Genomic DNA, 21,608 nt, shown 5'->3' on the forward strand with positions numbered 1-21,608 from the left:
GGATGCTCACTCGTTTTCCAACGGATCGACCGCGACCCCTTCGAGCGGATCGGGATCGCTCGCCTTGTCCCGATCGTCGGAGATGCCATCGCCGATGGTGACGGGAGAGGTGAGCCGGACGAGTTCTTCCAGCCGCGCTGCGATGCGATTCGCCGTGCCCTGATCGAGCGGCGTTGAGAGGCGAGCCGAGAACTCTCCCGCTCCGATTCGATCCTCAAAGCCGGGCGTGGTGCCGGTCAGTCTGATCGATGCCCCGCTGATCGAGCCGCCGAACGATCGAGCCCCAGGTTTGCCCGAGGGGAGCATGAAGCCGCCCCCACCGTAAACGCCCAGGTGCCCCTGTGCGATGACCAGCGTCCGGACAGCAGCAGTTGAAGCGGTGCGATCGATCGGCGTCTTTCCCGCTTTGGGGATCGCGAAGAGATGCACATGCGTGATCGTGCCGCTGACGCCGGAGAGACTCGATCCGACCTCAAGCGCGTCCTCACTGAGATCCGTCAGGTAGAAATCAGCGGTCGACGGGTCCGTGATGTAATACGCGCGGGTCACCGGTTTCGGCCTGAGACCGATCGACGAATCGATCCCGTCGAGCCGGATTCCCGATGCGGAGCCGACGGACGCGGTACAACCGCCGGCTAACGACAAGCACGCCAGTGCGACCCAAAGGGCGAATGAATGCGAACAGGTTCCGATCTTCATGCCCCATAAAGGTACACGCCCGCCGGTGATCGTGCATCTGAGGTATCTGCCCGGGCAACAGGAATCGGTCGAGTCCGTATAGAATACGCAAGGCGTTTGGGTGCCCGGCCTCGTACATGTGTTATGCTGTGGAGTGGGGCAGGCAGGGGTGGCTGCGCAACGCGGCCGATAGAGAATGTCGAAGAACCAGGCGAGGAGCGATCCATGCCGAGCCGCACGAGATCACACACGGCGATTGCGTTCACCCTTCTGGCGTGCGTTCTCACGCTTGCCGGAAACGCAGGCGCACAGCCAACCCAGTCCGTGGGCAAGCGTCTTCCCGGGACATCGAACCAGGGATTCCCGACGCGCGGCTATGGCGTGCGTGCGCCCTTCGTCCGGATGATCGCGCCAAACACGTTCGCAACTGGCGGCAACCGGCCATCCGAGCGGGTGCTCCCGCCTCGTCTCGATCCACGCCCTCCGGTGGTTGTCGCTCCGTCTCCCGGTCCGAGTGCTGAGCCCCAGGTGAACTCGCCGGATCCCGTGAACACGATCGATCTACCCATCACGTCCGGCGTCGCTATCAGCACGTCGGTCTCCGCGCCCGCATCGCTGAACGGATACGGTGTGCCGACCGGCGTGTACACGCACGCGTCCACTCGTGGCGCAACAGGATGGAGCCGGAACCAGAACGATCAGTACGGGCCGGACCCGCGGCTCTCTCCGCACTACAAACCCTCCGAGATCGCGGCAATCGTCGCTGCAGACCAGGCCAGAGAGGCAGCCGCACGAGTTCCAGTCATCGAGCGTGCCGCGTCCGCCCTCCAGAAGGGCGATGCCGAACTCGCCTTCGACCTGTACCGTGAGCATCTGTCTCAGTACCCCGACGATCTCGACGCGGTCCGGATGCTCGGCGTCGTCGAATTGCTCCTGAAGCGGACCGATGCCGGCGTCAAGCGAATCGCGTCCGTTTATGCCTCAGATCCGCTGATGGTCGGCGAGCCGATCGATCCCGCGAATCTCCCCGGCGGGACGACGGACCTGCGTCGTGTGTCGAGCGACGTGGCCGCGCTCGCATCCCGAGGAGGCCGTGCCGATGCCGCGCTGGTCGCGGCGGTCCTCGCGCAAGCACGCCAGGAGCGAGCGGTTGCGACACGATTCCTCGATCGTGCGGAAGCCGCAGGCCTCGATCCCGCTCTCGCGGCACGCATGCGAGCGGAACTCACGCCCCAGACCACGCGGCCCAGCCCCGCAAAATAAGTAAGATGCCGTGATCTCGCGATTCATGTGGAGGCGACCATGCTGAGAATCGGACTGTTGGCGGCCATCGTGATCGGCTCTTCCAGTGCATGCGCACACGCCCAGCCATCGGTAGACATGGGGCCAGCACAGAAGGGTGTCGGTCCTCGTACTTCGCCCGCGAGACCCGCGACGACAACCGGGCCCGGGGCTCGGCTGCCGAGCACGAGAACCTCCTCGCGTCTTGGTCCGGTGGAGCGACCTGCCGCACCTCCTGCGAGCGTGCCGCAGACGCAGCTGTCTCCCAGGGAAACGCTGCAGCAGATGATCGATCGCCGCACGGACGAACAGGCGAGAATCGCTGACTTTCAGATGACATATGAGATTCCGCCCGACGCGACCATCCTCTCAAGCGGAGGCGGCATCACGAATTACAGACTCCCGAATGGCATTCACGGATCGGTCGTATCGAGCTCTGTTAGTGGGGGGCTCTTGGGCGCGGGCTCCATGTACGGGTTTCCAGATTACAGATTTCTCGCGTTTGCAGCGGGCGGCTGGGACCCTTCGCGTTACTTCGAGTTCAGGTCGTACCGTGAATGGCGGGCGTGCGGCGAGGGAGGTCCTGACGACGCTCGTGGAGGATTTCTCTCTGAGCCGGTCAATGTCGCAGATCTGATTCCGGCGTCCTACTCGAAGTTCATGGAGGGGCCGACGACAGAGCAGAGCACGGACCTGACCAAAGCCGATGCGGCGCTCGCCGCCGGGCGCGCCTCGGAAGCTGCCGCGTTGTACGAGGCGCATCTGAAGCAGAACGCTGACGAGGCACTCGGGGCGATGGTGCGTCACGGGCTCGCGTTGATCGAGAGCGGACGTGTCTCCGAGGGGATCGCCGTGGTGTATCAGGCGTATGAATCGGACCACGGGCTTGCGGACAACTCGCTCCGTCTCGCGATCCCGGAGTGGTCAGAGCATCGGATCCGAACCATGGTCTCCCGGGTCGTAGGGCACGCGAACCGAAACCAGAGCGCGTCATCGTGGCTCGTCGTCGCGCTGTTGATGGAAGCCGAGGGACGGGCATCTCTCGCGAACCAGATGCTCGATCGAAGCGTGGGATTCGGGCTGGATCAGTCTCTCGGCATGCGTGTGCGCGGGATGATCGCCAATTCTATGCCCAAGAAGCGCTGAGGCACCGCGTGTTCGTATTGCGTTCGCTATTTCATTGCGCCTCTCCTGCGCTTGCCCTTGCCTGATTGATCTGCCTACAGTCCTCCCCTTGCCATGGGCTGTCCCCATGGCCGGACCCTCTGGGGCCGACATCCCGGATCAACCGTTCGAACCACTCGACTGTTCGTCCCACATGGCCGGGGCGGACCTCCGGGGCCAGATGGCTACCGAGTCGGGTGGGAGGTGAGGACCAATGGCCAAGAAAGAAATCACAAAGGTTTTCAAGATCATGGCCCCCGGCGGCCAGGCGACGCCCGCGCCGCCCCTCGGCCCCGCGCTCGGTGGAGCGGGCGTGAACCCCGGACAGTTTGTCCAGCAGTTCAACGCCGCGACGCAGAACGTCAAGGGCAAGGTGGTCGGCTGTGTCGTGACGGTCTACTCGGATCGCTCGTTCTCGTTCGAGATCAAGAGCAGCCCCGCTTCGGTGCTGATCCGAGAGAAGGCGAAGATCGACAAGGGCTCCGGTATTCCCAACAAGAACAAGGTTGGGAAGCTCGGACGTGCCGATCTCGAGGCGATCGCGAAAGAGAAGATGAACGACCTGAACGCGGGGTCTATCGACGCCGCGGTCCGCATCATCGAGGGCCAGTGCCGCTCGATGGGCGTGGTGGTGGAGGCCTGACCCATGCCAATCCTCAGCAAGCGAAACAAGGCCAACGCGCCGCTCAAGCCGAAGCAGGCCATGTCTGCCGCAGAAGCGGTTGCCGCCCTCAAGAAGTTCAAGGGCCCGAAGTTCGATCAGACGGTTGACGTCTGCATCCACCTCGGCGTCGACACCAAGCAGGCGGATCAGAACCTGCGCGGCTCCGTGTCGCTGCCCAACGGCATCGGCAAGGCCAAGCGCGTCGTCGCGTTCTGCACCTCCGACGTCGTTCCCAAGGCCATGGCCGCGGGCGCGATCAAGGCCGGCGGCGAGGATCTTGTCGCCGAGGTCGAGAAGGGGTGGATGGACTTTGACGTCGCCGTCGCCTCTCCCGACATGATGCGAGTGATCTCGAAGCTCGGACGCGTCCTCGGCCCGAAGGGGCTGATGCCCTCGCCGAAGGCGGGCACCGTCACGCCGAACATTACGGACGCCGTGAAGGAGTATTCGGCCGGTAAGGTCGAGTACCGCACGGACACGGCTGGCAATGTCCACGCCGTGATCGGCAAGATGTCGTTCCCCGAGGCGTCGCTGCAGCAGAACCTTGAGGCCTTCATCTCGACGATCGAGAAGGCCAGGCCGCAGACCGCCAAGGGCACCTATATCAAGAAGATCACGATCAGCGGCACCATGACGCCCGGTATCCAGATCAAGTATGTCGCCGCCGCCGCGGGCGAGGCCTGAGTTTCCCGCACGCCAGTAACCAGAGGACACGTCCATGTCCAAGACCATCAAGCAGATCATGATGCGGGACTACCAGAACCGCCTCGACGGTGTCGAGGAGGCCATGGTGATCTCGATCCGCGGCATCAAGGGGACCGACACCACCCGCCTGCGGAACAATCTCCGGAAGAGCAACATCAAGGTGACGGTCGTCCAGAACTCCCTTGCCCGCAACAACTTCAAGGGCACCTCGCTGGAGCCGCTCAACAAGTTCCTCACGGGGTCGAGCGCCTTGGCATACTCGACCGAGCAGTCGGTCGTGAACATTGCGCGACAGATCGTCGACTCCCTCAAGGACTTCCCGGGGATCGAGCTCAAGGGCGCGATTCTCGACGGCCTGCTCTTCGAGGGGAAAGCCGGCGTTGAGGAACTCTCGAAGTTCCCGACTCGCGAAGAGGCGATCGCACAGAACGTCACGCTCGTGCTCAGCCCCGCTCGCAAGCTCGCGGCCCAGATCATTGGTCCCGGCAGCGGAGTCGCGGGACTTGTCAAGTCCATCGAATCGAAGCTGGAGAAGGGCGAAGCCATCGCCAAGGCCGGCTGATCATCTATTCGCAAAGTCTCGCACGACTGGCCCTCAGGGGGTAAAGCACCGAATCGTTCGGTCCCTCTCGTGCGTCGGGTTGGCTCGGGAAACCGAGCGTTCACAAGAAAGAGATCCACATGTCTGACACAACAACTTTCGATGCCAAGATCACCAAGCTCGGCGACGAGCTCGCGGGCCTCACCCTCAAGGAGGCGGTCGATCTCGGCAAGTACCTGAAAGAGGCCTACGGCATCGAGGCCGCCTCGGGCGGAGCCGTGATGGTCGCTGCTGCCGGCGGCGGGGCTGCTGCCGCGAAGGAGGAGCAGACCTCTTTCGACGTCATCCTCAAGGGCGCCGATGCCGCCAAGAAGATCGGCGTCATCAAGGTCGTCCGCGAGCTCACCGGTCTCGGTCTGGCAGAGGCGAAGGCCTTCGTCGAGGCACCCGGCAAGCCCGTCAAGCAGGGCGTCACCAAGGAAGAGGCCGAGAAGCTCAAGAAGCAGCTCGAAGAGGCCGGGGCCACCGTCGCCCTCGCCTGATCGGGTCCTCGCTTCGATTGAAGTCTGATTGACCAACGGGGCCGACCCGGAATGGGTCGGTCCCGTCTTGAGTGTGCCTCACGCGGTTCGCTTCGCAGGTCTCTTCTTGTTCGGTGCATGGGAGGGCTTGCGATGGAAGCGCGAGGGGTATACACTGTTTGGTTCGGAACGCAACGGGTGCGACAGGGATTAGAACGCATTCAGTAACAACCGACCGCCCCGCCCGACGGCAACGATCGGGCTGGGCTGTTTCTCCATCACGAGGTAGCTGATGGCTTCGACGAAGGTGCGGAACTTCGCAAAGCGCGGCGATGCGATCGATGTGCCGGATCTCAACCAGGTCCAGCATGATGCATACGAGCGCTTTCTCCAGTTGGCGCGTGGCCCCGAGTCACGCGACATCCACATGGGGCTCGAGTCCCTCCTCAGGGAGGTCTTCCCCATTAAGTCGTACGACGAGACCATGTCTCTTGAGTACCTGCACTACGTTCTGGAGGAAGCCCGCTACACCTCCGACGAGTGCCGCGAACTCCGGCTGACATACGGGCGGCCCTTCCGCATCGCCGTCCGGCTGAAGCGCGAGAACCACCCCGATCTCCCCGAGGAAGACATCTACCTCGGCGAGTTCCCCATCATGATGGGCGGCGGCGAGTTCATCGTGAACGGTGCCGAGCGCGTCATCGTCAGCCAGCTCCACCGCTCCCCCGGTGTGGACTTCTCCATTGTCTCCAGCGAGGCCGATCGCCCACTGCACTCGGCCCGCATCATCCCCGAGCGCGGCTCGTGGATCGAGCTGGAGGTGACGAAGAAGGACGTCCTGGCGATGCGCATCGACCAGTCGACGAAGCTCGCGGCGACCACCTTCCTGCGATGCCTCGACGAGTCGATCTCAACCACCGACGCTCTGATCTCGCTCTTCTACGTCGTCAGCGACGTGAAGGCCGAGAACGTCCGCGCCGACCACTGGGCCGCGGCTTCGATCATCGACACCGAGTCCGGCGAAGAGATCGTCCACGTCGGGCGCCAGATCGGTGAAGAGGGTGCGGCGAAGATCATCTCTTCGTCCCTGAAGACGGTCCGCGTCGTTGAGAACCCCAGCGACACGCTCATCCTCAACACGATCGCCGAAGAGCGTCTCGAGCAGTTCGAGGCGTCCACCGAGTACGAGCGCGCGCTGCTCAAGATCTATTCGAAGCTCCGCCCCGGCAACCCGCCGCAGGTCGAGAAGGCGCGCCAGCTCTTCCAGGAGAAGTTCTTCGACGAGAACCGCTACCGGCTGGGTCGCGTCGGTCGCTTCCGCATCAACCGCAAGTTCGATCTGAACACCCCCGAGGACCTCATGTTCATCACGTCGGAGGACTTCCTCCGCGTGGTGCAGTACATGCTCGACCTCCGCTCGAATCGTCAGGATCCCGAGACCGGCCGCGCTGCCGCTGCCGTTGACGACATCGATCACCTGGGCAACCGGCGTCTGCGCACGCTGGACGAGCTCGCGGTCGAGGAACTCCGAAAGGGCTTCCTCAAGCTCAAGCGCACCGTTCAGGAGCGGATGAGCGTCAAGAACCCCGACGAGGTCGCGAAGATCGCCGATCTCGTGAACTCCAAGAGCATCTCCTCGGCTATCGATTTCTTCTTCGGCCGCTCCGAGCTCTCTCAGGTTGTTGACCAGACCAACCCGCTCTCGTCGCTCATCCACGAGCGCCGTCTGTCGGCGCTCGGACCCGGCGGTCTGAACCGCAAGCGGGCCGGCTTCGAGGTTCGCGACGTCCACATCTCGCACTACGGGCGCATCTGTCCGATCGAGACGCCCGAAGGCACCAACATCGGTCTCATCGCTTCGCTCGGCATCTACGCGATGGTCGACGAGTACGGGTTCCTCCGGACCGCGTACCGCGTCGCCAAGGGCGGCAGGTCCACCGGCGAGAATGTCTACCTCCGTGCCGACGAGGAGATGAAGACCGTCCTCGCTCCCGCCGACGCGCTGGAGCCGGACGGCAAGCTCAAGAAGGGCATGATCCTCGCCCGCGTGAACGGCGAACTCGCCGAGGTCGATTCCTCGCAGGTTGACTACATCGACATCTCGCCGAAGCAGATCGTCGGCATCTCCGCCGCGCTCATCCCCTTCCTCGAGCACGACGACGCCAACCGCGCGCTGATGGGTTCGAACATGCAGCGTCAGGCCGTGCCTCTCATCAAGGTCGATCCGCCCTGCATCGCGACGGGCCTTGAAAAGGACATCGGCAAGTATTCGGGCATGGTCGTTCGGGCCAAGAACGGCGGCACCGTCACATACGCCGATGCCCAGCGCATCATCATCGACAACTCCGACGAGTACGTCCTCCGCAAGTTCGTCGGCCTCAACGAGCGCACCTGCCTCAATCAACGTCCGATCGTCGAGCCAGGCCAGAAGGTCGAGAAGGGCCAGATCCTCGCAGACGGCGCGTCGACGAGGCACGGCGAGCTCGCGATCGGCAAGAACGTGCTCGTCGCGTTCAACACGTTCGACGGATACAACTTCGAGGACGCGATCGTTATCAACGAGCGTCTGGTCAAAGACGACGTCTTCACCTCGATCCACATCGACTCGTTCGACGTCGAGATCCGCGAAACGAAGCTGGGACGCGAGGAGTTCACCCGCGACATCCCGAACGTCTCCGAGAAGATGCTCCGCAACCTCGACGAGAGCGGCATCATCCGGATCGGCGCTCGCGTCGGACCCGGCGACATCCTCGTCGGAAAGGTCAGCCCCAAGAGCAAGACCGAGCTCACTCCTGAAGAGAAGCTCCTGCACGCGATCTTCGGTCGTGCGGGCGAGGACGTGAAGAACGACTCGCTGGAGGTTCCCGCGGGCGTCGAGGGCGTGGTGATCGGCGCGCGGAAGTTCTCGCGTCGTCAGCACATGAACGAGTCTCAGAAGAAGCAGCTCAAGAAGGACATCGAGGCCTACGAGCAGTCGATGGACGACAGCGCGATCTCCCTCTTCAAGGAGATGATCGACTCGATCAACACCGCTGTCGGCACCGAGACCGTCGATCCCATGACCCGCCAGAAGGTCGGCGCGTCCGACATCCGCGAGGTCATCCTCGAGCAGATCAAGACCTTCGACATCAAGTGGATCAAGGGCTCGAAGGAGACCAAGGCCGACGCCGAGCGCATCCACTCTCAGTTCTGGCCGCGCATCCAGGCGGTCGAGAAGGAGAAGCAGCGCAAGGTCGCCCAGATGAAGCGTGGCGACGAGCTGCCCAACGGCGTGCTCGAAATGGTGAAGGTCTATCTCGCCACCAAGCGTCACCTCTCCGTCGGCGACAAGATGGCCGGACGCCACGGCAACAAGGGCGTCATCGCGCGAATCGTCCCCGAGGAAGAGATGCCGTTCATGGAAGACGGCACGCCCGTCGAAATCCTCCTGAACCCGCTGGGCGTTCCCTCGCGAATGAACGTCGGCCAGATCCTCGAACTGCACCTCGGATGGGCCGCCCGAATCCTCGGGTTCCAGGCCGTCACACCCGTCTTCGACGGCGCGACGGAGAACGAGGTTCACGACGCAGTCGCCGAGGCCAACAAGAGCGTTGTCGATCGCCTCGCCAACTACGAGAAGACCGGCACGTTCCCCCATTGGCGCGAGATCCTCGCCCACATGCCCAAGGGCGGCAAGATCCAGCTCCACGACGGGCGCACCGGTGAGCCATTCACACAGCGCACCGCCGTCGGCTATATGTACATGCTCAAGCTCCACCACCTCGTGGATGACAAGATCCATGCACGTGCGACCGGTCCTTACTCGCTCATCACGCAGCAGCCGCTCGGCGGCAAGGCCCGCACCGGCGGCCAGCGTTTCGGCGAGATGGAAGTGTGGGCGCTCGAGGCCTACGGCGCCGCGTACATCCTCCAGGAACTCCTCACCGTCAAGTCCGACGATGTCGAGGGCCGCACCAAGATCTACGAGTCCATGGTCAAGGGTTACAACAAGCTCGAAGCGGGCATGCCCGTCGCCTTCGACGTTCTCTGCAACGAACTCAAGGGCCTCGGCATGAACGTCGCGCTGGAGAAGAAGCAGCTCCAGGGCGGGTCTCTGCTCTGAGCGTCGGTCCGTTCCCCGTTCAGTCTCCGTTCCCGTTTGTCGTCCTGATCCCGCCCGCACATCACGGGACCGCTTCACGCGGCCCGATCATCGGAGTCCCCGCCCATGGCCGAGACCGTCTACGAGCGCGTGAATGACTTCTCTGCCGTCAAGGTCACGCTCGCGTCGCCCAACGACATCCGGGCGTGGTCCTACGGCGAGGTCAAGAAGCCCGAGACCATCAACTACCGCACGTACCGTCCCGAGAAGGACGGGCTCTTCTGCGAGCGCATCTTCGGCCCCGAACGCGACTACGAGTGCGGCTGCGGCAAGTTCCGCGGCACGAAGTACAAGGGCATCATCTGCGACCGCTGCGGCGTCAAGGTCACGCACTCCCGTGTCCGCCGCAAGCGCATGGGCCACATCAACCTTGCCGCGCCCGTTGTTCACATCTGGTTCTTCAAGTCGATGCCCAGCCGCCTCGGCACGCTCCTCGGCATGAAGACCTCGGACCTTGAGAAGGTCATCTACTACCAGGATTACGTCGTCATCGACGGTGGCGACACCGAGCTCAAGTTCAAGCAGGTACTCACCGAGGACGACCACCGCCAGGCGGTCGAGAAGTACGGCAACGCCTTCAAGGCCCGCATGGGCGCCGAGGCGATCCGCGACCTCATCGAGAAGACCGACCTCAACGCCCTCTCCGACCAGTTGCGTCAGGAACTCCGCGAGACCAAGAGCAAGCAGAAGATCAAGGACCTCGCCAAGCGGCTCAAACTGGTCGAGCAGATCAGGAAGAGCGAGAACAACCCCGCGTGGCTCGTGATGGACGTGGTCCCGGTCATCCCGCCGGACCTGCGCCCGCTCGTGCTGCTCGAGTCGGGCAACTTCGCGACGAGCGATCTGAACGATCTCTACCGGCGCATCATCAACAGGAACAACCGGCTCAAGAAGCTGATGGACCTGAACGCGCCCGACGTGATCATCCGCAACGAGAAGCGCATGCTCCAGCAGGCGGTGGACGCGCTGTTCGACAACAACCGCTGCCGCCGGCCGGTGCTCGGCTCGTCGAACCGTCCCCTCAAGTCTCTGACCGACATGATCAAGGGCAAGCAGGGCCGCTTCCGCGAGAACCTGCTCGGCAAGCGTGTCGACTATTCCGCGCGTTCCGTCATCGTCGTCGGTCCCGAACTCAAGATCAACCAATGCGGCCTTCCCAAGAAGATCGCCCTTGAGCTCTACCAGCCCTTCATCATCAGGAAGCTCAAGGAGCACGGCCTCGCCGACACCATCAAGTCCGCAAAGCGCATGCTCGAGCGTCGCGACGCCGAGGTCTGGGACATCCTCGAAGAGGTCATCTACCAGCACCCCGTCCTTCTCAACCGCGCCCCGACACTCCACCGAATGGGCATCCAGGCCTTCGAGCCCGTCCTCGTCGAAGGCAACGCCATCAAGCTCCACCCGCTGGTCTGCGGCGGCTTCAACGCCGACTTCGACGGCGACCAGATGGCTGTCCACCTCCCCCTCTCCGTCGAGGCACAGGCCGAGGCGCATGTCCTCATGCTCTCGACCAACAACATCTTCTCGCCTGCCAACGGCAAGCCCATCATCTCGCCGTCGCAGGACATCGTCATGGGCGTCTACTTCCTGACGACCGAGATCCCCGACGAGCGTGAGAACAAGACATACAAGGCGTTCAAGGACCGCATGGAAGCCCTGCTCGCCTTCGAGCACGGCACCATCGGCATCCACGAGAAGATCCTCGTCCGTCTCGACGGCTTCACCGAGGTCGTCAAGTCCCAGGGAGGCCCCACGGAGCCGATGCCCAAGGACGGACGCGTCATCACCACCCCCGGACGCATCCTCTTCTCTGACATTCTCAAGAAGGGCATGCCCTTCTACAACTGCGCGCTCGGCAAGAAGGGCTGTGCACGCGTCATCGACGACACCTTCCGTTACTGCGGCAAGCCCGACACGATCGGCATCCTCGATCGCATGAAAGAGATCGGGTTCAAGCGTTCGACGCTCGCCGGCCTCTCCTTCGGCATCACCGATCTCCGCATCCCGAAAGAGAAGCTCGCCCTCATCGACGAGTCGCAGAAGAAGGTCGATCGTGTCGAGAAGAACTTCGACAAGGGCATCATCACCGATCGCGAACGCTACAACCAGCTGATCGATATCTGGTCGCACTGCCGCGAGCAGGTCACCAAGAAGCTCGTCGAAACCCTCAAGCACGATCGCCGTGACGAGGCGGGCGAGTACGTCGATATCGAGACCAAGAAGGGCAAGCCCTACCTCAACCCCGTCTACCTCATGTCCGACTCGGGTGCCCGAGGCAACGTCGCCCAGATGCTCCAGCTCGCCGGCATGCGAGGCCTCATGGCTAAGCCCTCGGGCGAGATCATCGAGACGCCCATCCGCTCGAACTTCCGCGAGGGCCTCACGATCCTCGAGTACTTCTCATCCACGCACGGCGCCCGAAAGGGTCTGGCCGATACCGCGCTCAAGACCGCCGACTCCGGCTACCTCACCCGCAAGCTCTGCGATATCGCCCAGTCCGTCATCGTGGGCGAGCTCGACTGCGGCTCCAAGCGCGGCGTCCTCAAGCGAGCCCTCTACAAGGGCGAGCAGGTCGATGTTCCGCTCTCCGAGCAGATCATCGGGCGCGTCTCGGTCAACGCGGTCATCAACCCCATGACCGACAAGGTGATCATCGCCGAGAACCAGATGATCACCGCCGAAGCCGCTGCAGAGATCGAAAATCTCGGCATCGATTCCGTGCTCGTCCGCTCGCCCTTGACGTCCGAGTCCAAGACCGGTTGCTCGGTCCTCGACTACGGCATGGACATGTCCACCGGCCGAATCGTCGAGCCCGGCATGGCCGTTGGCATCATCGCCGCACAGTCCATCGGCGAGCCCGGCACGCAGCTCACGATGCGCACGTTCCACACGGGCGGCATCGGAACCCGCTCGATCGTCGATTCGGAGTACCGCGCCCTCAACGCCGGTCATGTCGAGCTTCGCGAGTGCGCCGAGGTCCCCGGCAAGGACGACGACGGCCGCGATGTCCACATCGTCCTCAAGCGCAACGCCGAGATCGCGATCCTTGATCCGAAGGGCCGCGAGCTCGAGAAGTACAAGATCCCCTACGGCTCGTACCTGCTCTGCGCAAGCGGCGCAGAGGTCAAGAAGGGCGACGTCCTCGTCAAGTGGGACCCGCACCGCACGCCTGTCCTCGCCGAGAAGTCCGGCAACGTGCAGTACGTCGATATCGAGATCGGCGAGACCGTCCGCGAAGAGGATGCCGGCCAGGGCAAGAAGGCCCTCGTCATCATCGAGCACAAGGGCGATCTGCGTCCCGCGATCAACATCGTGGACGATTCCGGTCACATCCTGGACTTCCACTTCCTCGCGGCTCGCGCCCGACTGGAAATCAAGGACGGCGCGCCCATCAAGGCCGGCCAGATGCTCGCGCGTCTCCCCCGAGGCGCAGAACGCTCGCAGGACATCGTCGGTGGTCTGCCCCGCGTCACGGAGATCTTCGAAGCCAGAAAGCCCAAGGACCCGGCCGTCATGGCCGAGATCTCGGGCAAGGTCGAGATCCTCTCCGACAAGCGCAAGGGCAAGATGACCATCCGCGTCGTCTCCGAGTCCGGCATCGAGAAGGACCACCACGTCCCCAGCGACAAGATCCTTCTTGTCCACACGGGCGACCACGTCGAGGCCGGCGATGCCCTCACGGAAGGCCCGCTGGTGCCGCACGACATCCTCCGGATCAAGGGTGAGGAAGCCCTCTGGACCTACATGCTCGACGAGGTCCAGAACGTCTACCGGGCTCAGGGCGTGACCATCAACGACAAGCACATCGAGCTGATCCTCAGCCAGATGCTGCGGAAGGTCCGCGTCGAGAATCCGGGAGACACGGAGCTTCTGCCCCATCAGGTCGTCGACAAGTTCGACTTCCGCAAGCAGAACAACGAGATCGCGATGATGGTCCGCGTCACCGATCCCGGATCAACCGATCTGCCGATGGATGCGCTCGTCACCCGGACTGAGATCAAAGAGGCCAACGCCAAGGCAGAGGCCGCAGGCAAGGAAGGGGCAAAGGCCCGCAAGGCCCGCCCCGCGACCGGGCGCACCCTCCTGCTCGGCATCACCAAGGCCGCGCTCTCGTCCGACTCGTTCCTCTCCGGCGCATCGTTCCAGGAATCGACCAAGGTCCTCACCGAGGCGGCTCTCCGCGGCGCGGTCGATACCCTTGTCGGCCTCAAAGAGAACGTCCTCCTCGGACACCTCATCCCCGCCGGCACCGGCTTCCGCCCCTACCAGGACCTTCGCGTGAAGTATCTCGTCGAACTCCCGGCCGAGACGGACGACGACGAGGAACGCATGCTCGCCGAGGCCGCCGAAGCCGCCGAGGCCCTCGGCGCGGATCGCAACGACTCCGTCGGCGTCCCTCAGATCGAGATCCGCGATGTGAACATGGCGACAGACGCCGCACGCGAGAACTGATTCCGCATCCGTCCGAACGAATCTCCAAGTCCCACCCGGACCCCGCCCCTCGGCGGGGTCCGTTTCGTTGCTGACCATTCCTCGTGCCATCGAAGTTCGCTTCGGACTTCGATGCACCCCACCCCTTATCCCATTCAGATCGTTTCTACAGTTGATCCGACCATGTCCAGCAAGACAGCCAATGCGACATCCAAGGCGACAACCAGGCGATCGGCACCGCTCGCTCATCCCTCCATCCGCTTCACCGCCACGCTCCACAAACCCAAGGCGACCGCTGGCGCCAAGCCCGACCGCAGCGGCTGGTCATTCCTCACGCTGCCCAAAGCCGCGAGCACGAAACTCCCATCCCGAGGCATGGTCTCCGTGCGAGGCGTGCTGAACCAGGCACCCTTCGAGGCCACGCTCCAGCCCGACGGTGGGGGAGGGCACTGGCTGAAAGTCGAACGCAAGCTTCGCGAGGCCGCCGGTATTGAGATCGGCTCGACCGTGACGGTCGAGATCACGCCCGTCGCGCCGGGCGAAGAGCCAGAGCCCGTGGTGCCCCCCGACCTCCGCCGCGCCCTCGTCGCGGCTGCGGGCCCCGATGGCGCCACGGCCCGGGCCGCGTGGAAGTCCATCACGCCCGCCGCCCGCCGCGACTGGATCCAGTGGATCACATCCGGCAAACGCGCCGAGACCCGCGCCCTCCGCATCGGGAAGGCCTGCGACATGCTCGCCAGCGGCAAGCGCCGCCCCTGCTGCTTCGACCGCTCCGGCATGTACGACAAGAGTCTCACTTGTCCCGTGGCCGACGATGACGTCCCTTGATCGGATCAGTCTCATTGCCGTCACAACGCCCCTTGAGCCGCTTGACACGGCCCCCCCCCCCCGGTTTATGCTGCCGACATGTTTGCTGCTGCCGCCCTGAATCGACTGACCACCGTCCTCGCGATTCTCGTGCTCGCAACGAGTCCAGTCTTCGCCAAGGCGAGTTCACAGCCCGTCGACGAGGCCTTCCTCGCCTGGTGGCGCACCATCACCTCCACCGAGAAAATGGCCGAGATGTACGAGGGCATCTCTATCCGCTTTGCCGTCACCTACGGCGAGCAGAAAGGCCCTGTTAGCGAGATCGATCGCGGCACCGCCGAAGCCCCCATCATCCAGTCACAGATCTGGCGTTCCGGCAACTCGTGGCGATTCAATCGCGAGCCGCCCTTCGCGGGTATCGAGTACGACGACGCGGTGTGGGCGAGCGGCCTCGCGTGGCGTCTGAACAACGAACAACTCTTGATTGATGATCAAGCCGGTATCGAATCGTCGAAGTACCGAATTGATCTGGTTGGCAACGACGTCGCCTTCGAGTTCTCGCGCCTGACATCGTGCACACTAGACAAGATGCTCGAAAATTCCCCATCCACATGCGCACCAGTCCTGAGTGCTACTAAGCAGAAATGGTCCTTCGATTGCACTATACCCGTCGATGGATCACGGAGTCGTCGCGTGAAGGCAGATGGCGAGTGGAGCGAAGTGGGTGGCTACGGCACCATCGCAACAGTAGCCATCTTTTTTCTTATGGATGGACAGGAGACAGGCAGAGAGGAATTCGTTACTTCAGGCTGGATCCAAGTGCCGGAGCGGTCGATCGCCGCTCCGCGCACGCTAACCCACAAGATGACGAGCTCTGACGAAACAATGATCCATACCTTGAGTTCTTTGGGCTTTCAAGAATTCACGCCTAGCGATTTCAAAGTTCTAACTCGTCTACCTCGTGTGGACGGCACAGATGCCATACGTGGAGATGTGCAGTTCGTACAACTACAAGACCTGCGCGATGGGTCGGGGGCGACATACTCAATCGATGCAAGTCGCCGCGCAAGCGCAATAGTATCAGGTAAATCTGTGAAGCCGCTGAAACGCCTCCAGTACGCCGGCTGGGTAATGCTGGCGATTGTTACGATTGTTCTGGTACTCGTACGGATCCAGAGGGCCCGAATTACGCATGTATAGGATGAAAGGAGTGAACATGTACCGGCTAATTAGTTCATCCACTTGTCTTGGTGCAGTAGCATCATCTGCACTCGCTGTGTGTTGCTGCTATACTTATTTTCTGGCTCCATGCTCATATTTCGCAGATGAGCCTCCTTGGAACTTGACACGACAGTGTGCAGGATTTCCGTGTCCAGATGATATTTATACGGATCCGATTGTAAACGGTAACAGACAAGTAGAAGAAGAGGAGCCGGGCTGGCGATTTCTTGATATCGAGAATCCCGAGGTCTGCACGGTGACTTGGTACAAACGCGCATGCACTCCTGGCGGAAACTGCATCGTGCAGTATCCTGCTCGCACCACTAATGTGAATGTGCTTCAACCAGACACAAGCAGCTCTGAGTGTTCGGGATGATTGTTTGTGGACGATATGAGATAGGAGGGCAGGCGCGCCGCCTCACCAAACTGCTCAAATGGATTTCAGTTATTGCAATTGGTGTCGCCGGAGCGATCAAGCTCCTTCACCTTCAAGATTTCGCGATCGCACTGCGCACATGGATCCTCTTTCCAGTACCGATTCGATCGGCTATTGTTGTCGTAGTACCCCCAGTAGAATGCCTGCTAGCGGGATTGTGGCTATTGGGAATCAAGCGATGCTTGATTGAGTACACTTTGGCGACCTTTCTAATGCTAGCGACGATATTCTACTGCTGGCATGTAGTAGCATCCCCCATTGCGCCCATATGCGGTTGCTTCGGTGTAGTTGCGCCGGAAGCCGAGCGAGATCGAGAGCTTGCGTGGGTGGTATTCCGCAATGTCGCGATCATGATCGCATTGATTCTGCCGAGATGGCGGCGGGCTACCAGTTAGGGAAACGAGATGTCTATGCGGTCAAACCCATTCATTCGTCAGTTACTTGCATCTATACGACCTTCTTTCACAATGCTGGAGCTCTGCCTTTCCATTGTAATTATAGCAACTTTGATCGCACTGGCGACATCTTATCTCATGGGTTCTAAGAACGCTGCACTGAATCGCATCAATGAATCAAATCTCAGATCGCACGCTGCCGTTCTTCACTCATATGCAGCCGACTACAAGGACTCCATGCCTGCATTCCAGCTCAATGACGATGGCTCCTCGGTTGCTCGCTGTGAATCGGCGACAATTGAATTCCCTCTTCCCTATTTCGCGATGAGCCGTTACTGGCACTTTCAACTCGCCGATCAATATTACGCGGGAAGCTACCGCGACAAGTCATTCATTACTCCGTTCACCAAAGGTGGATCGCTCGATGAAACTTACTATGTACTTCCGTGCGTGTACCTCGCGAATGCCGCACACTTTGTCCTTGAGTCACGGCGTCCGCACCCCAGACAGATCGCCGCCCAGCGCCTGTCACAGGTGACGTATCCGTCGCAGAAATCGTTACTTGTAGCGAAGTACCCGTGGAAGTCCGATGGCTTCATTGCACTTGCCGATGCGTTAGGAAGGTCTGCGGGTGTCGCAGGCGCCGATGGCCATGCCGGAACCTACTCCCAAGAGCAAATGATACTGACTGAGGTAGTAGAAACAACTGTTGAGAGCGGGAGACTCTACTCGGATCACTTCGTAGGCGATCTCCCGCTCGTGCATTCGCAGGGCGGCATCCGCGCCCGCGACCTCCGCTGAAGCCCCGAGACCCAGCCCTCACCCCTGCCCCGCCTGCATCTCCTGAATGAACGCGTTGGCCTCGTTGATCGCCTGCTCCATCTCCGCGACCAGCGCCTGCACGTCGCTCTGGATCTGGCCCGACGTCTGCTGGAGCGACGCGATCGCCCGCGCGTTCAGGTTGTGCTTCAGGAAGAGCGTCTGGTCCTTGAACGCCGCGAGCACCGGGTCCATCTTCGCCGCCGCCTGCTTCATGGTGGAGAGCAACGCGTCATACTTGGTCTTCGTGTCGTCGAGCTGGCGCTTGGAAGCCGCACGCATCTCGGCTGACGAGTACTGTCCGAGCTCCGCGTTCCATTCCTTGAACAGCGCGTTCGCCACGCGATCGACGTCCTTGATGCGCGACCGCACGGATGCCGCCCGATCCTCGCACCTGTCGTACTGCTTCTTGATCGAGGCGTACTTCTTCTCAAGCTCGCCGGTGTCAGCCCCCGTCACCGAGAGGAACTCGGCGAGCGCAGACTCGAACTGTACTTTCGCCGCTTCCTGCCCGTCTCGCGCATCCTCCACGCGATCGACCAGTTGCTCACGCTTGGCATAGCCGAGCGACTCCTTTACAGCGATCTGGGTCGATGAGCAGCCGACAAGAGTCGCGAACGCGGCAAGAGCCATCGGGAGCAGAAGTACACGCATGCAGAACCTCCGTGGAGCGGGATTGTACGTGATGCTCCAGCAGCTGCGCTGCGACTGTTCTCTACCGGCGCGTTTCCTGAAAAAGACAAGCGGCGGAGCCACAGAGCGACACCGCCGCGAAAGTGGGTTGATCAATTCGACTCAGCGCCGACGCCGACCCGTGACAAGCCCGGCGAGTCCCAAGAGGGCGACCGCGCTCGGTGCCGGAATCAGCTCGAAGTGATACCTGACGGAGATCGCATTGACGCCGGCACCGATGTACTGCCCGTCGAGCAGGTCTCCCGGATCAAAGCCGTTCCACGGGCTCGGCTGCCGCGCGGTGTGGTTGCCTCCCGGGATGAAGGAGTTCCCGCCGTTGAGGGAGAACGACCACGTCGCGCGGATCAATCTGAAGTCGGTGACCCAGGACTGGAACTCGATCGCGTCGGTCTTGCCGACGTTCCAGCCCCAGAACGCCGCGGTCTGTCCGTTGACCTGCGTGCCCAGCGGCACCATGTCCCTGCCGTGACGCGTGCGGAAGATCACATCGATGAAGTTGCCGGTCGCAAGAGCGGCCTCTGACCACTTGGCCTCGATGATGTCCGCGCCATTGACCGTCGTACCGATGGACTGAAACTCAGATCCGATCTGAACGACCGAGTGCCCGTTCGAGTTCACAAAGCCCTGATTCAGCGACGCGGAGTAACCGACGACCGCGAATGAGGCCTTCTCGTTCGCCTTCAGTCCGAGCCGCCCATAGACGGCGTCGGCATGAGCGGACGATGCGAATCCCGAGGCACACGCTGAGGCAATCATGATGACAGTCAGACGCATCTGATTTCTCCATGCGTCGCCCGATCCCTGGCCGCGGCACAAAACGAACCGTGGCCGGCGCTTTCACGCCGAGCGGACGCAACTAGGGCTAAAGATGCGCTGTGTGCTCGGAATGGCCAGCAAATTCCGGAGGATTGATACAAGTTCTCTGGATTCACAGGCCGAGAACGCCATGGAACCCAAATAAAGCCAAAACAGTGAGTGCGAGCACCCACCGCCACAAGCACTTACGCCCTGGGCGACTGCTTGCGCATCATCACCCAGCCGACGATAAGGAAGATCAGCAGCCCGACCAGAACAAGGGGCATGACACCCCCGCCCGATGCTGGATCAGGGCCGCTCTGGCCGTCCCCAGGCACGGCATCCGCCATAGGCCTCAGGACGTACGCCGGATCCAGCCGGACCGCGTTCGCGAGCATCGCAAAGGTCGGACCCATCGAGCCGATCTCGGAAGCAGGTGTGTAGCAGTGCAGCCAGAGAACGCCGTCGATCGCGAGCAGCCCATATGTGATCGCCTCCACAGGGCCCGCAGGCGAGGGGAGGGAAGTCATAAACGTGATCCTCGAACGCACCCAGTCGAACGAGGGATCCGAGAGTTCCGCCCCCGCAGCGGCTCCTAAACCGCGGCTGACCGCTTCAATGTTCGAGCCCACGATCCGCTCGATCTCCGATCGGTTCAATGCCGCATAACCGCCCGATTCCCATTCAACCAGCACAAGCACGCGTCCCGTGTCCGGCTGCACATCCGGAACCAGACCCATGAGGTACTTCTCAGCCCCGTCCGTGGCACCCTGGGAGTTCGTCCAGACCCGATTGACGCGCTCGATCTCCTCGTCCGCAAGGCGTGTCCAACCGGCGGGGATCTCGATCGTGAAGTGCCTCTGGTCGTCGCGGATCTCTCGCGAGTCCTGCCCGAACGACTCGGTCAGGAACAGGGCGACGACTGCCGCCAAGAGGAGCGACCGGAGGGCGACAGGTGCGGGGATGCCGATTTTCATGCCCGCATCAAAGCAAACACCCGGGGCGGCATCAAGCCGACCCGGGTGGTGGAGGAGTCGCACAGGTCACTTTCTCGAATCGTGCCACGCCGAGAGCATCGCCTGCTCACGCTCCGGCGGGATACCCGCCTTGAGCAGCGTCGGATCGCCAAGCCGGGGCGGCTCCCTCCCCGCGGCCTTGGCCTCTTCGGTCAGAAGATCCCCGGCCCTGCGGCGTCGATCAACCTCAGAAGGCCACCAGGCGAGCGTGTCGCGAACGATGGTCTCAAGCGGTCTGAATCGGAGCCCCGCCGCCTCGGCGCGGTCGTTCGACCAGCGGTGGAATCCCGCGTAGTCCCCCTGGGGTGGGATCCAGATCGGGAGCGACCCGCCCGGAAGCCCGTTGGATTGCAGGAACTCGCTGTCGATCCAGGTCAGCGTCGGCTTGCTCGCAGCAGCCGCGGCACACGCGTTGAGCACGTCGCCCCACCGGGCCGGCGACGCGGGACCGACCGCATTGAAGACGCCGGCGGTGCTGTTCTCGGCCAGCGTGATCAGGAACTCCGCAAGGTCACGGACATCGATGATCTGGATCGGATCGTCGGGATTCCCCGGGGCGAGCATCTCGCCTCCCATATTCGCACGCACAGGCCAATACGTGAATCGATCCGTCGGGTCCCCGGGGCCGACGATGTACCCCGGGCGAACGATCGCGGCCTTGCCCGGCATGGCGGCCTCGGAGGCCTGCTCGCAGAGCGCCTTCAGCGGTCCGTAGTACTCGAACGAAGGCCCCATGTTCTCAATCGTCGGATCTTCCATCGTCCCGACCGGCGCACTCTCGTCGCCCTCCGGCGTCGCGCTGCTGGCATACGCGGAGATGCTGGAGATGAAGATGTACATCCCCGCGTTCTTCGCGGCCCATTCCGCCGACGCCTTCACGATCCGCGGGTAGTACCCCGAGTTGTCGATCACCACATCAAACTTCTTCCCCTCCAACTGAGAGAGGCCCTTCGGCGTGGTAGTGTCGTCCTCCTGCGCGTGCTTCTCAGGGTCGCGATTGCCGTAGAGATGCTCGACGGCCTCGTGCTTGAGCGGGCGATACCTCTCTGTCCGTCCGCGATTGAAGATCGTGACCTTGTGCCCCCGGGCGAGAGCCGCCTCGATCGTCGCCGGCCCGAGAAACCCAGTGCCGCCCAGGATCAGGATCGACTTGGGCTTGACCGCCCGCCGCTGCCACGCGAGCGCCCGGGGCGTGGCAATCGCCGTGGCGGCACCTGTGGCAAGGAGGGTGTGGACAAAGTGGCGGCGGGTGATCGTCACGAGCGTTCTCCGATGCTGGTCCTACGCGATGTGGGGCACG

At 62.4% G+C, this 21,608-nt stretch carries 16 protein-coding genes; 11 read left to right on the plus strand and 5 right to left on the minus strand.

Features of this window, described 5'->3' with window-relative positions:
• Window positions 1-6: 6 nt before the first annotated feature.
• Window positions 7-699, minus strand: coding sequence for a hypothetical protein (locus tag KF838_01235; GenBank protein ID QYK48491.1), 693 nt, complete (start codon window positions 697-699; stop codon window positions 7-9).
• A 204-nt stretch (window positions 700-903) separates the two neighbouring features.
• Between KF838_01235 and KF838_01240 the strand changes: the two genes are divergently transcribed.
• From KF838_01240 to KF838_01290, 11 genes are all read left to right on the plus strand, one after another.
• The gene (locus KF838_01240; protein ID QYK48492.1) at window positions 904-1,941 is read left to right on the plus strand and encodes a hypothetical protein; all 1,038 of its coding nucleotides are present in this window, start codon (window positions 904-906) and stop codon (window positions 1,939-1,941) included.
• Window positions 1,942-2,244: 303 nt separating this feature from the next.
• Window positions 2,245-3,105 carry a hypothetical protein gene (locus tag KF838_01245; GenBank protein QYK48493.1) on the plus strand — a complete coding sequence of 287 codons (861 nt, stop codon included), beginning with the start codon at window positions 2,245-2,247 and terminating at the stop codon, window positions 3,103-3,105.
• 232 nt (window positions 3,106-3,337) lie between these two features.
• Window positions 3,338-3,766, plus strand: a complete 429-nt coding sequence (gene rplK, locus KF838_01250; protein QYK48494.1) for a 50S ribosomal protein L11 — start codon at window positions 3,338-3,340, stop codon at window positions 3,764-3,766.
• 3 nt (window positions 3,767-3,769) lie between these two features.
• Window positions 3,770-4,471 (plus strand): 50S ribosomal protein L1, encoded by a 702-nt coding sequence (rplA, locus tag KF838_01255; GenBank protein ID QYK48495.1) that lies wholly within the window; start codon window positions 3,770-3,772, stop codon window positions 4,469-4,471.
• A gap of 34 nt (window positions 4,472-4,505) precedes the next feature.
• Window positions 4,506-5,054, plus strand: a complete 549-nt coding sequence (rplJ, locus tag KF838_01260) for a 50S ribosomal protein L10 (GenBank protein QYK48496.1) — start codon at window positions 4,506-4,508, stop codon at window positions 5,052-5,054.
• Between the two features lie 119 nt (window positions 5,055-5,173).
• Window positions 5,174-5,575 (plus strand): 50S ribosomal protein L7/L12, encoded by a 402-nt coding sequence (gene rplL / locus KF838_01265; GenBank protein QYK48497.1) that lies wholly within the window; start codon window positions 5,174-5,176, stop codon window positions 5,573-5,575.
• Window positions 5,576-5,846: 271 nt separating this feature from the next.
• Complete coding sequence (gene rpoB, locus KF838_01270; GenBank protein QYK48498.1) at window positions 5,847-9,656, plus strand: DNA-directed RNA polymerase subunit beta; 3,810 nt, start codon at window positions 5,847-5,849, stop codon at window positions 9,654-9,656.
• 105 nt (window positions 9,657-9,761) lie between these two features.
• Window positions 9,762-14,147: a DNA-directed RNA polymerase subunit beta' gene (gene rpoC, locus KF838_01275; GenBank protein ID QYK48499.1), complete on the plus strand. Its 4,386-nt coding sequence runs from the start codon at window positions 9,762-9,764 to the stop codon at window positions 14,145-14,147.
• 162 nt (window positions 14,148-14,309) lie between these two features.
• Entirely contained in the window at window positions 14,310-14,954 is a 645-nt protein-coding gene (locus tag KF838_01280) for a DUF1905 domain-containing protein (GenBank protein ID QYK48500.1), read from the plus strand.
• A gap of 78 nt (window positions 14,955-15,032) precedes the next feature.
• On the plus strand, window positions 15,033-16,133 hold the full coding sequence (locus KF838_01285) for a hypothetical protein (GenBank protein ID QYK48501.1): 1,101 nt from the start codon (window positions 15,033-15,035) through the stop codon (window positions 16,131-16,133).
• A gap of 924 nt (window positions 16,134-17,057) precedes the next feature.
• Entirely contained in the window at window positions 17,058-17,786 is a 729-nt protein-coding gene (locus tag KF838_01290; GenBank protein ID QYK48502.1) for a hypothetical protein, read from the plus strand.
• 18 nt (window positions 17,787-17,804) lie between these two features.
• Here the strand turns inward: KF838_01290 and KF838_01295 are convergent, their stop codons facing one another.
• The 4 genes from KF838_01295 to KF838_01310 form a co-directional block, all read right to left on the minus strand.
• A complete protein-coding gene (locus tag KF838_01295) occupies window positions 17,805-18,458 on the minus strand; it encodes a DUF2959 domain-containing protein (GenBank protein QYK48503.1) in 654 nt (217 codons plus the stop codon).
• A 141-nt stretch (window positions 18,459-18,599) separates the two neighbouring features.
• Window positions 18,600-19,271, minus strand: coding sequence for a hypothetical protein (locus tag KF838_01300; GenBank protein QYK48504.1), 672 nt, complete (start codon window positions 19,269-19,271; stop codon window positions 18,600-18,602).
• A 227-nt stretch (window positions 19,272-19,498) separates the two neighbouring features.
• Window positions 19,499-20,269, minus strand: a complete 771-nt coding sequence (locus KF838_01305; GenBank protein QYK48505.1) for a hypothetical protein — start codon at window positions 20,267-20,269, stop codon at window positions 19,499-19,501.
• 66 nt (window positions 20,270-20,335) lie between these two features.
• Window positions 20,336-21,568, minus strand: coding sequence for an NAD-dependent epimerase/dehydratase family protein (locus KF838_01310; protein QYK48506.1), 1,233 nt, complete (start codon window positions 21,566-21,568; stop codon window positions 20,336-20,338).
• Window positions 21,569-21,608: the final 40 nt, after the last annotated feature.

This window comes from Phycisphaeraceae bacterium (assembly GCA_019454185.1).
In the GTDB taxonomy this organism is placed as follows: domain Bacteria; phylum Planctomycetota; class Phycisphaerae; order Phycisphaerales; family UBA1924; genus JAHBWV01.

What these genes read in the sequence shown, in the direction of transcription:
- KF838_01235 (QYK48491.1), bottom strand. Translation starts at nt 699, where the DNA reads ATGAAGATCGGAACCTGTTCGCATTCATTCGCCCTTTGGGTCGCACTG.
- KF838_01240 (QYK48492.1), top strand. Translation starts at nt 904, where the DNA reads ATGCCGAGCCGCACGAGATCACACACGGCGATTGCGTTCACCCTTCTG.
- KF838_01245 (QYK48493.1), top strand. Translation starts at nt 2,245, where the DNA reads ATGATCGATCGCCGCACGGACGAACAGGCGAGAATCGCTGACTTTCAG.
- rplK (QYK48494.1), top strand. Translation starts at nt 3,338, where the DNA reads ATGGCCAAGAAAGAAATCACAAAGGTTTTCAAGATCATGGCCCCCGGC.
- rplA (QYK48495.1), top strand. Translation starts at nt 3,770, where the DNA reads ATGCCAATCCTCAGCAAGCGAAACAAGGCCAACGCGCCGCTCAAGCCG.
- rplJ (QYK48496.1), top strand. Translation starts at nt 4,506, where the DNA reads ATGTCCAAGACCATCAAGCAGATCATGATGCGGGACTACCAGAACCGC.
- rplL (QYK48497.1), top strand. Translation starts at nt 5,174, where the DNA reads ATGTCTGACACAACAACTTTCGATGCCAAGATCACCAAGCTCGGCGAC.
- rpoB (QYK48498.1), top strand. Translation starts at nt 5,847, where the DNA reads ATGGCTTCGACGAAGGTGCGGAACTTCGCAAAGCGCGGCGATGCGATC.
- rpoC (QYK48499.1), top strand. Translation starts at nt 9,762, where the DNA reads ATGGCCGAGACCGTCTACGAGCGCGTGAATGACTTCTCTGCCGTCAAG.
- KF838_01280 (QYK48500.1), top strand. Translation starts at nt 14,310, where the DNA reads ATGTCCAGCAAGACAGCCAATGCGACATCCAAGGCGACAACCAGGCGA.
- KF838_01285 (QYK48501.1), top strand. Translation starts at nt 15,033, where the DNA reads ATGTTTGCTGCTGCCGCCCTGAATCGACTGACCACCGTCCTCGCGATT.
- KF838_01290 (QYK48502.1), top strand. Translation starts at nt 17,058, where the DNA reads ATGCTGGAGCTCTGCCTTTCCATTGTAATTATAGCAACTTTGATCGCA.
- KF838_01295 (QYK48503.1), bottom strand. Translation starts at nt 18,458, where the DNA reads ATGCGTGTACTTCTGCTCCCGATGGCTCTTGCCGCGTTCGCGACTCTT.
- KF838_01300 (QYK48504.1), bottom strand. Translation starts at nt 19,271, where the DNA reads ATGCGTCTGACTGTCATCATGATTGCCTCAGCGTGTGCCTCGGGATTC.
- KF838_01305 (QYK48505.1), bottom strand. Translation starts at nt 20,269, where the DNA reads ATGAAAATCGGCATCCCCGCACCTGTCGCCCTCCGGTCGCTCCTCTTG.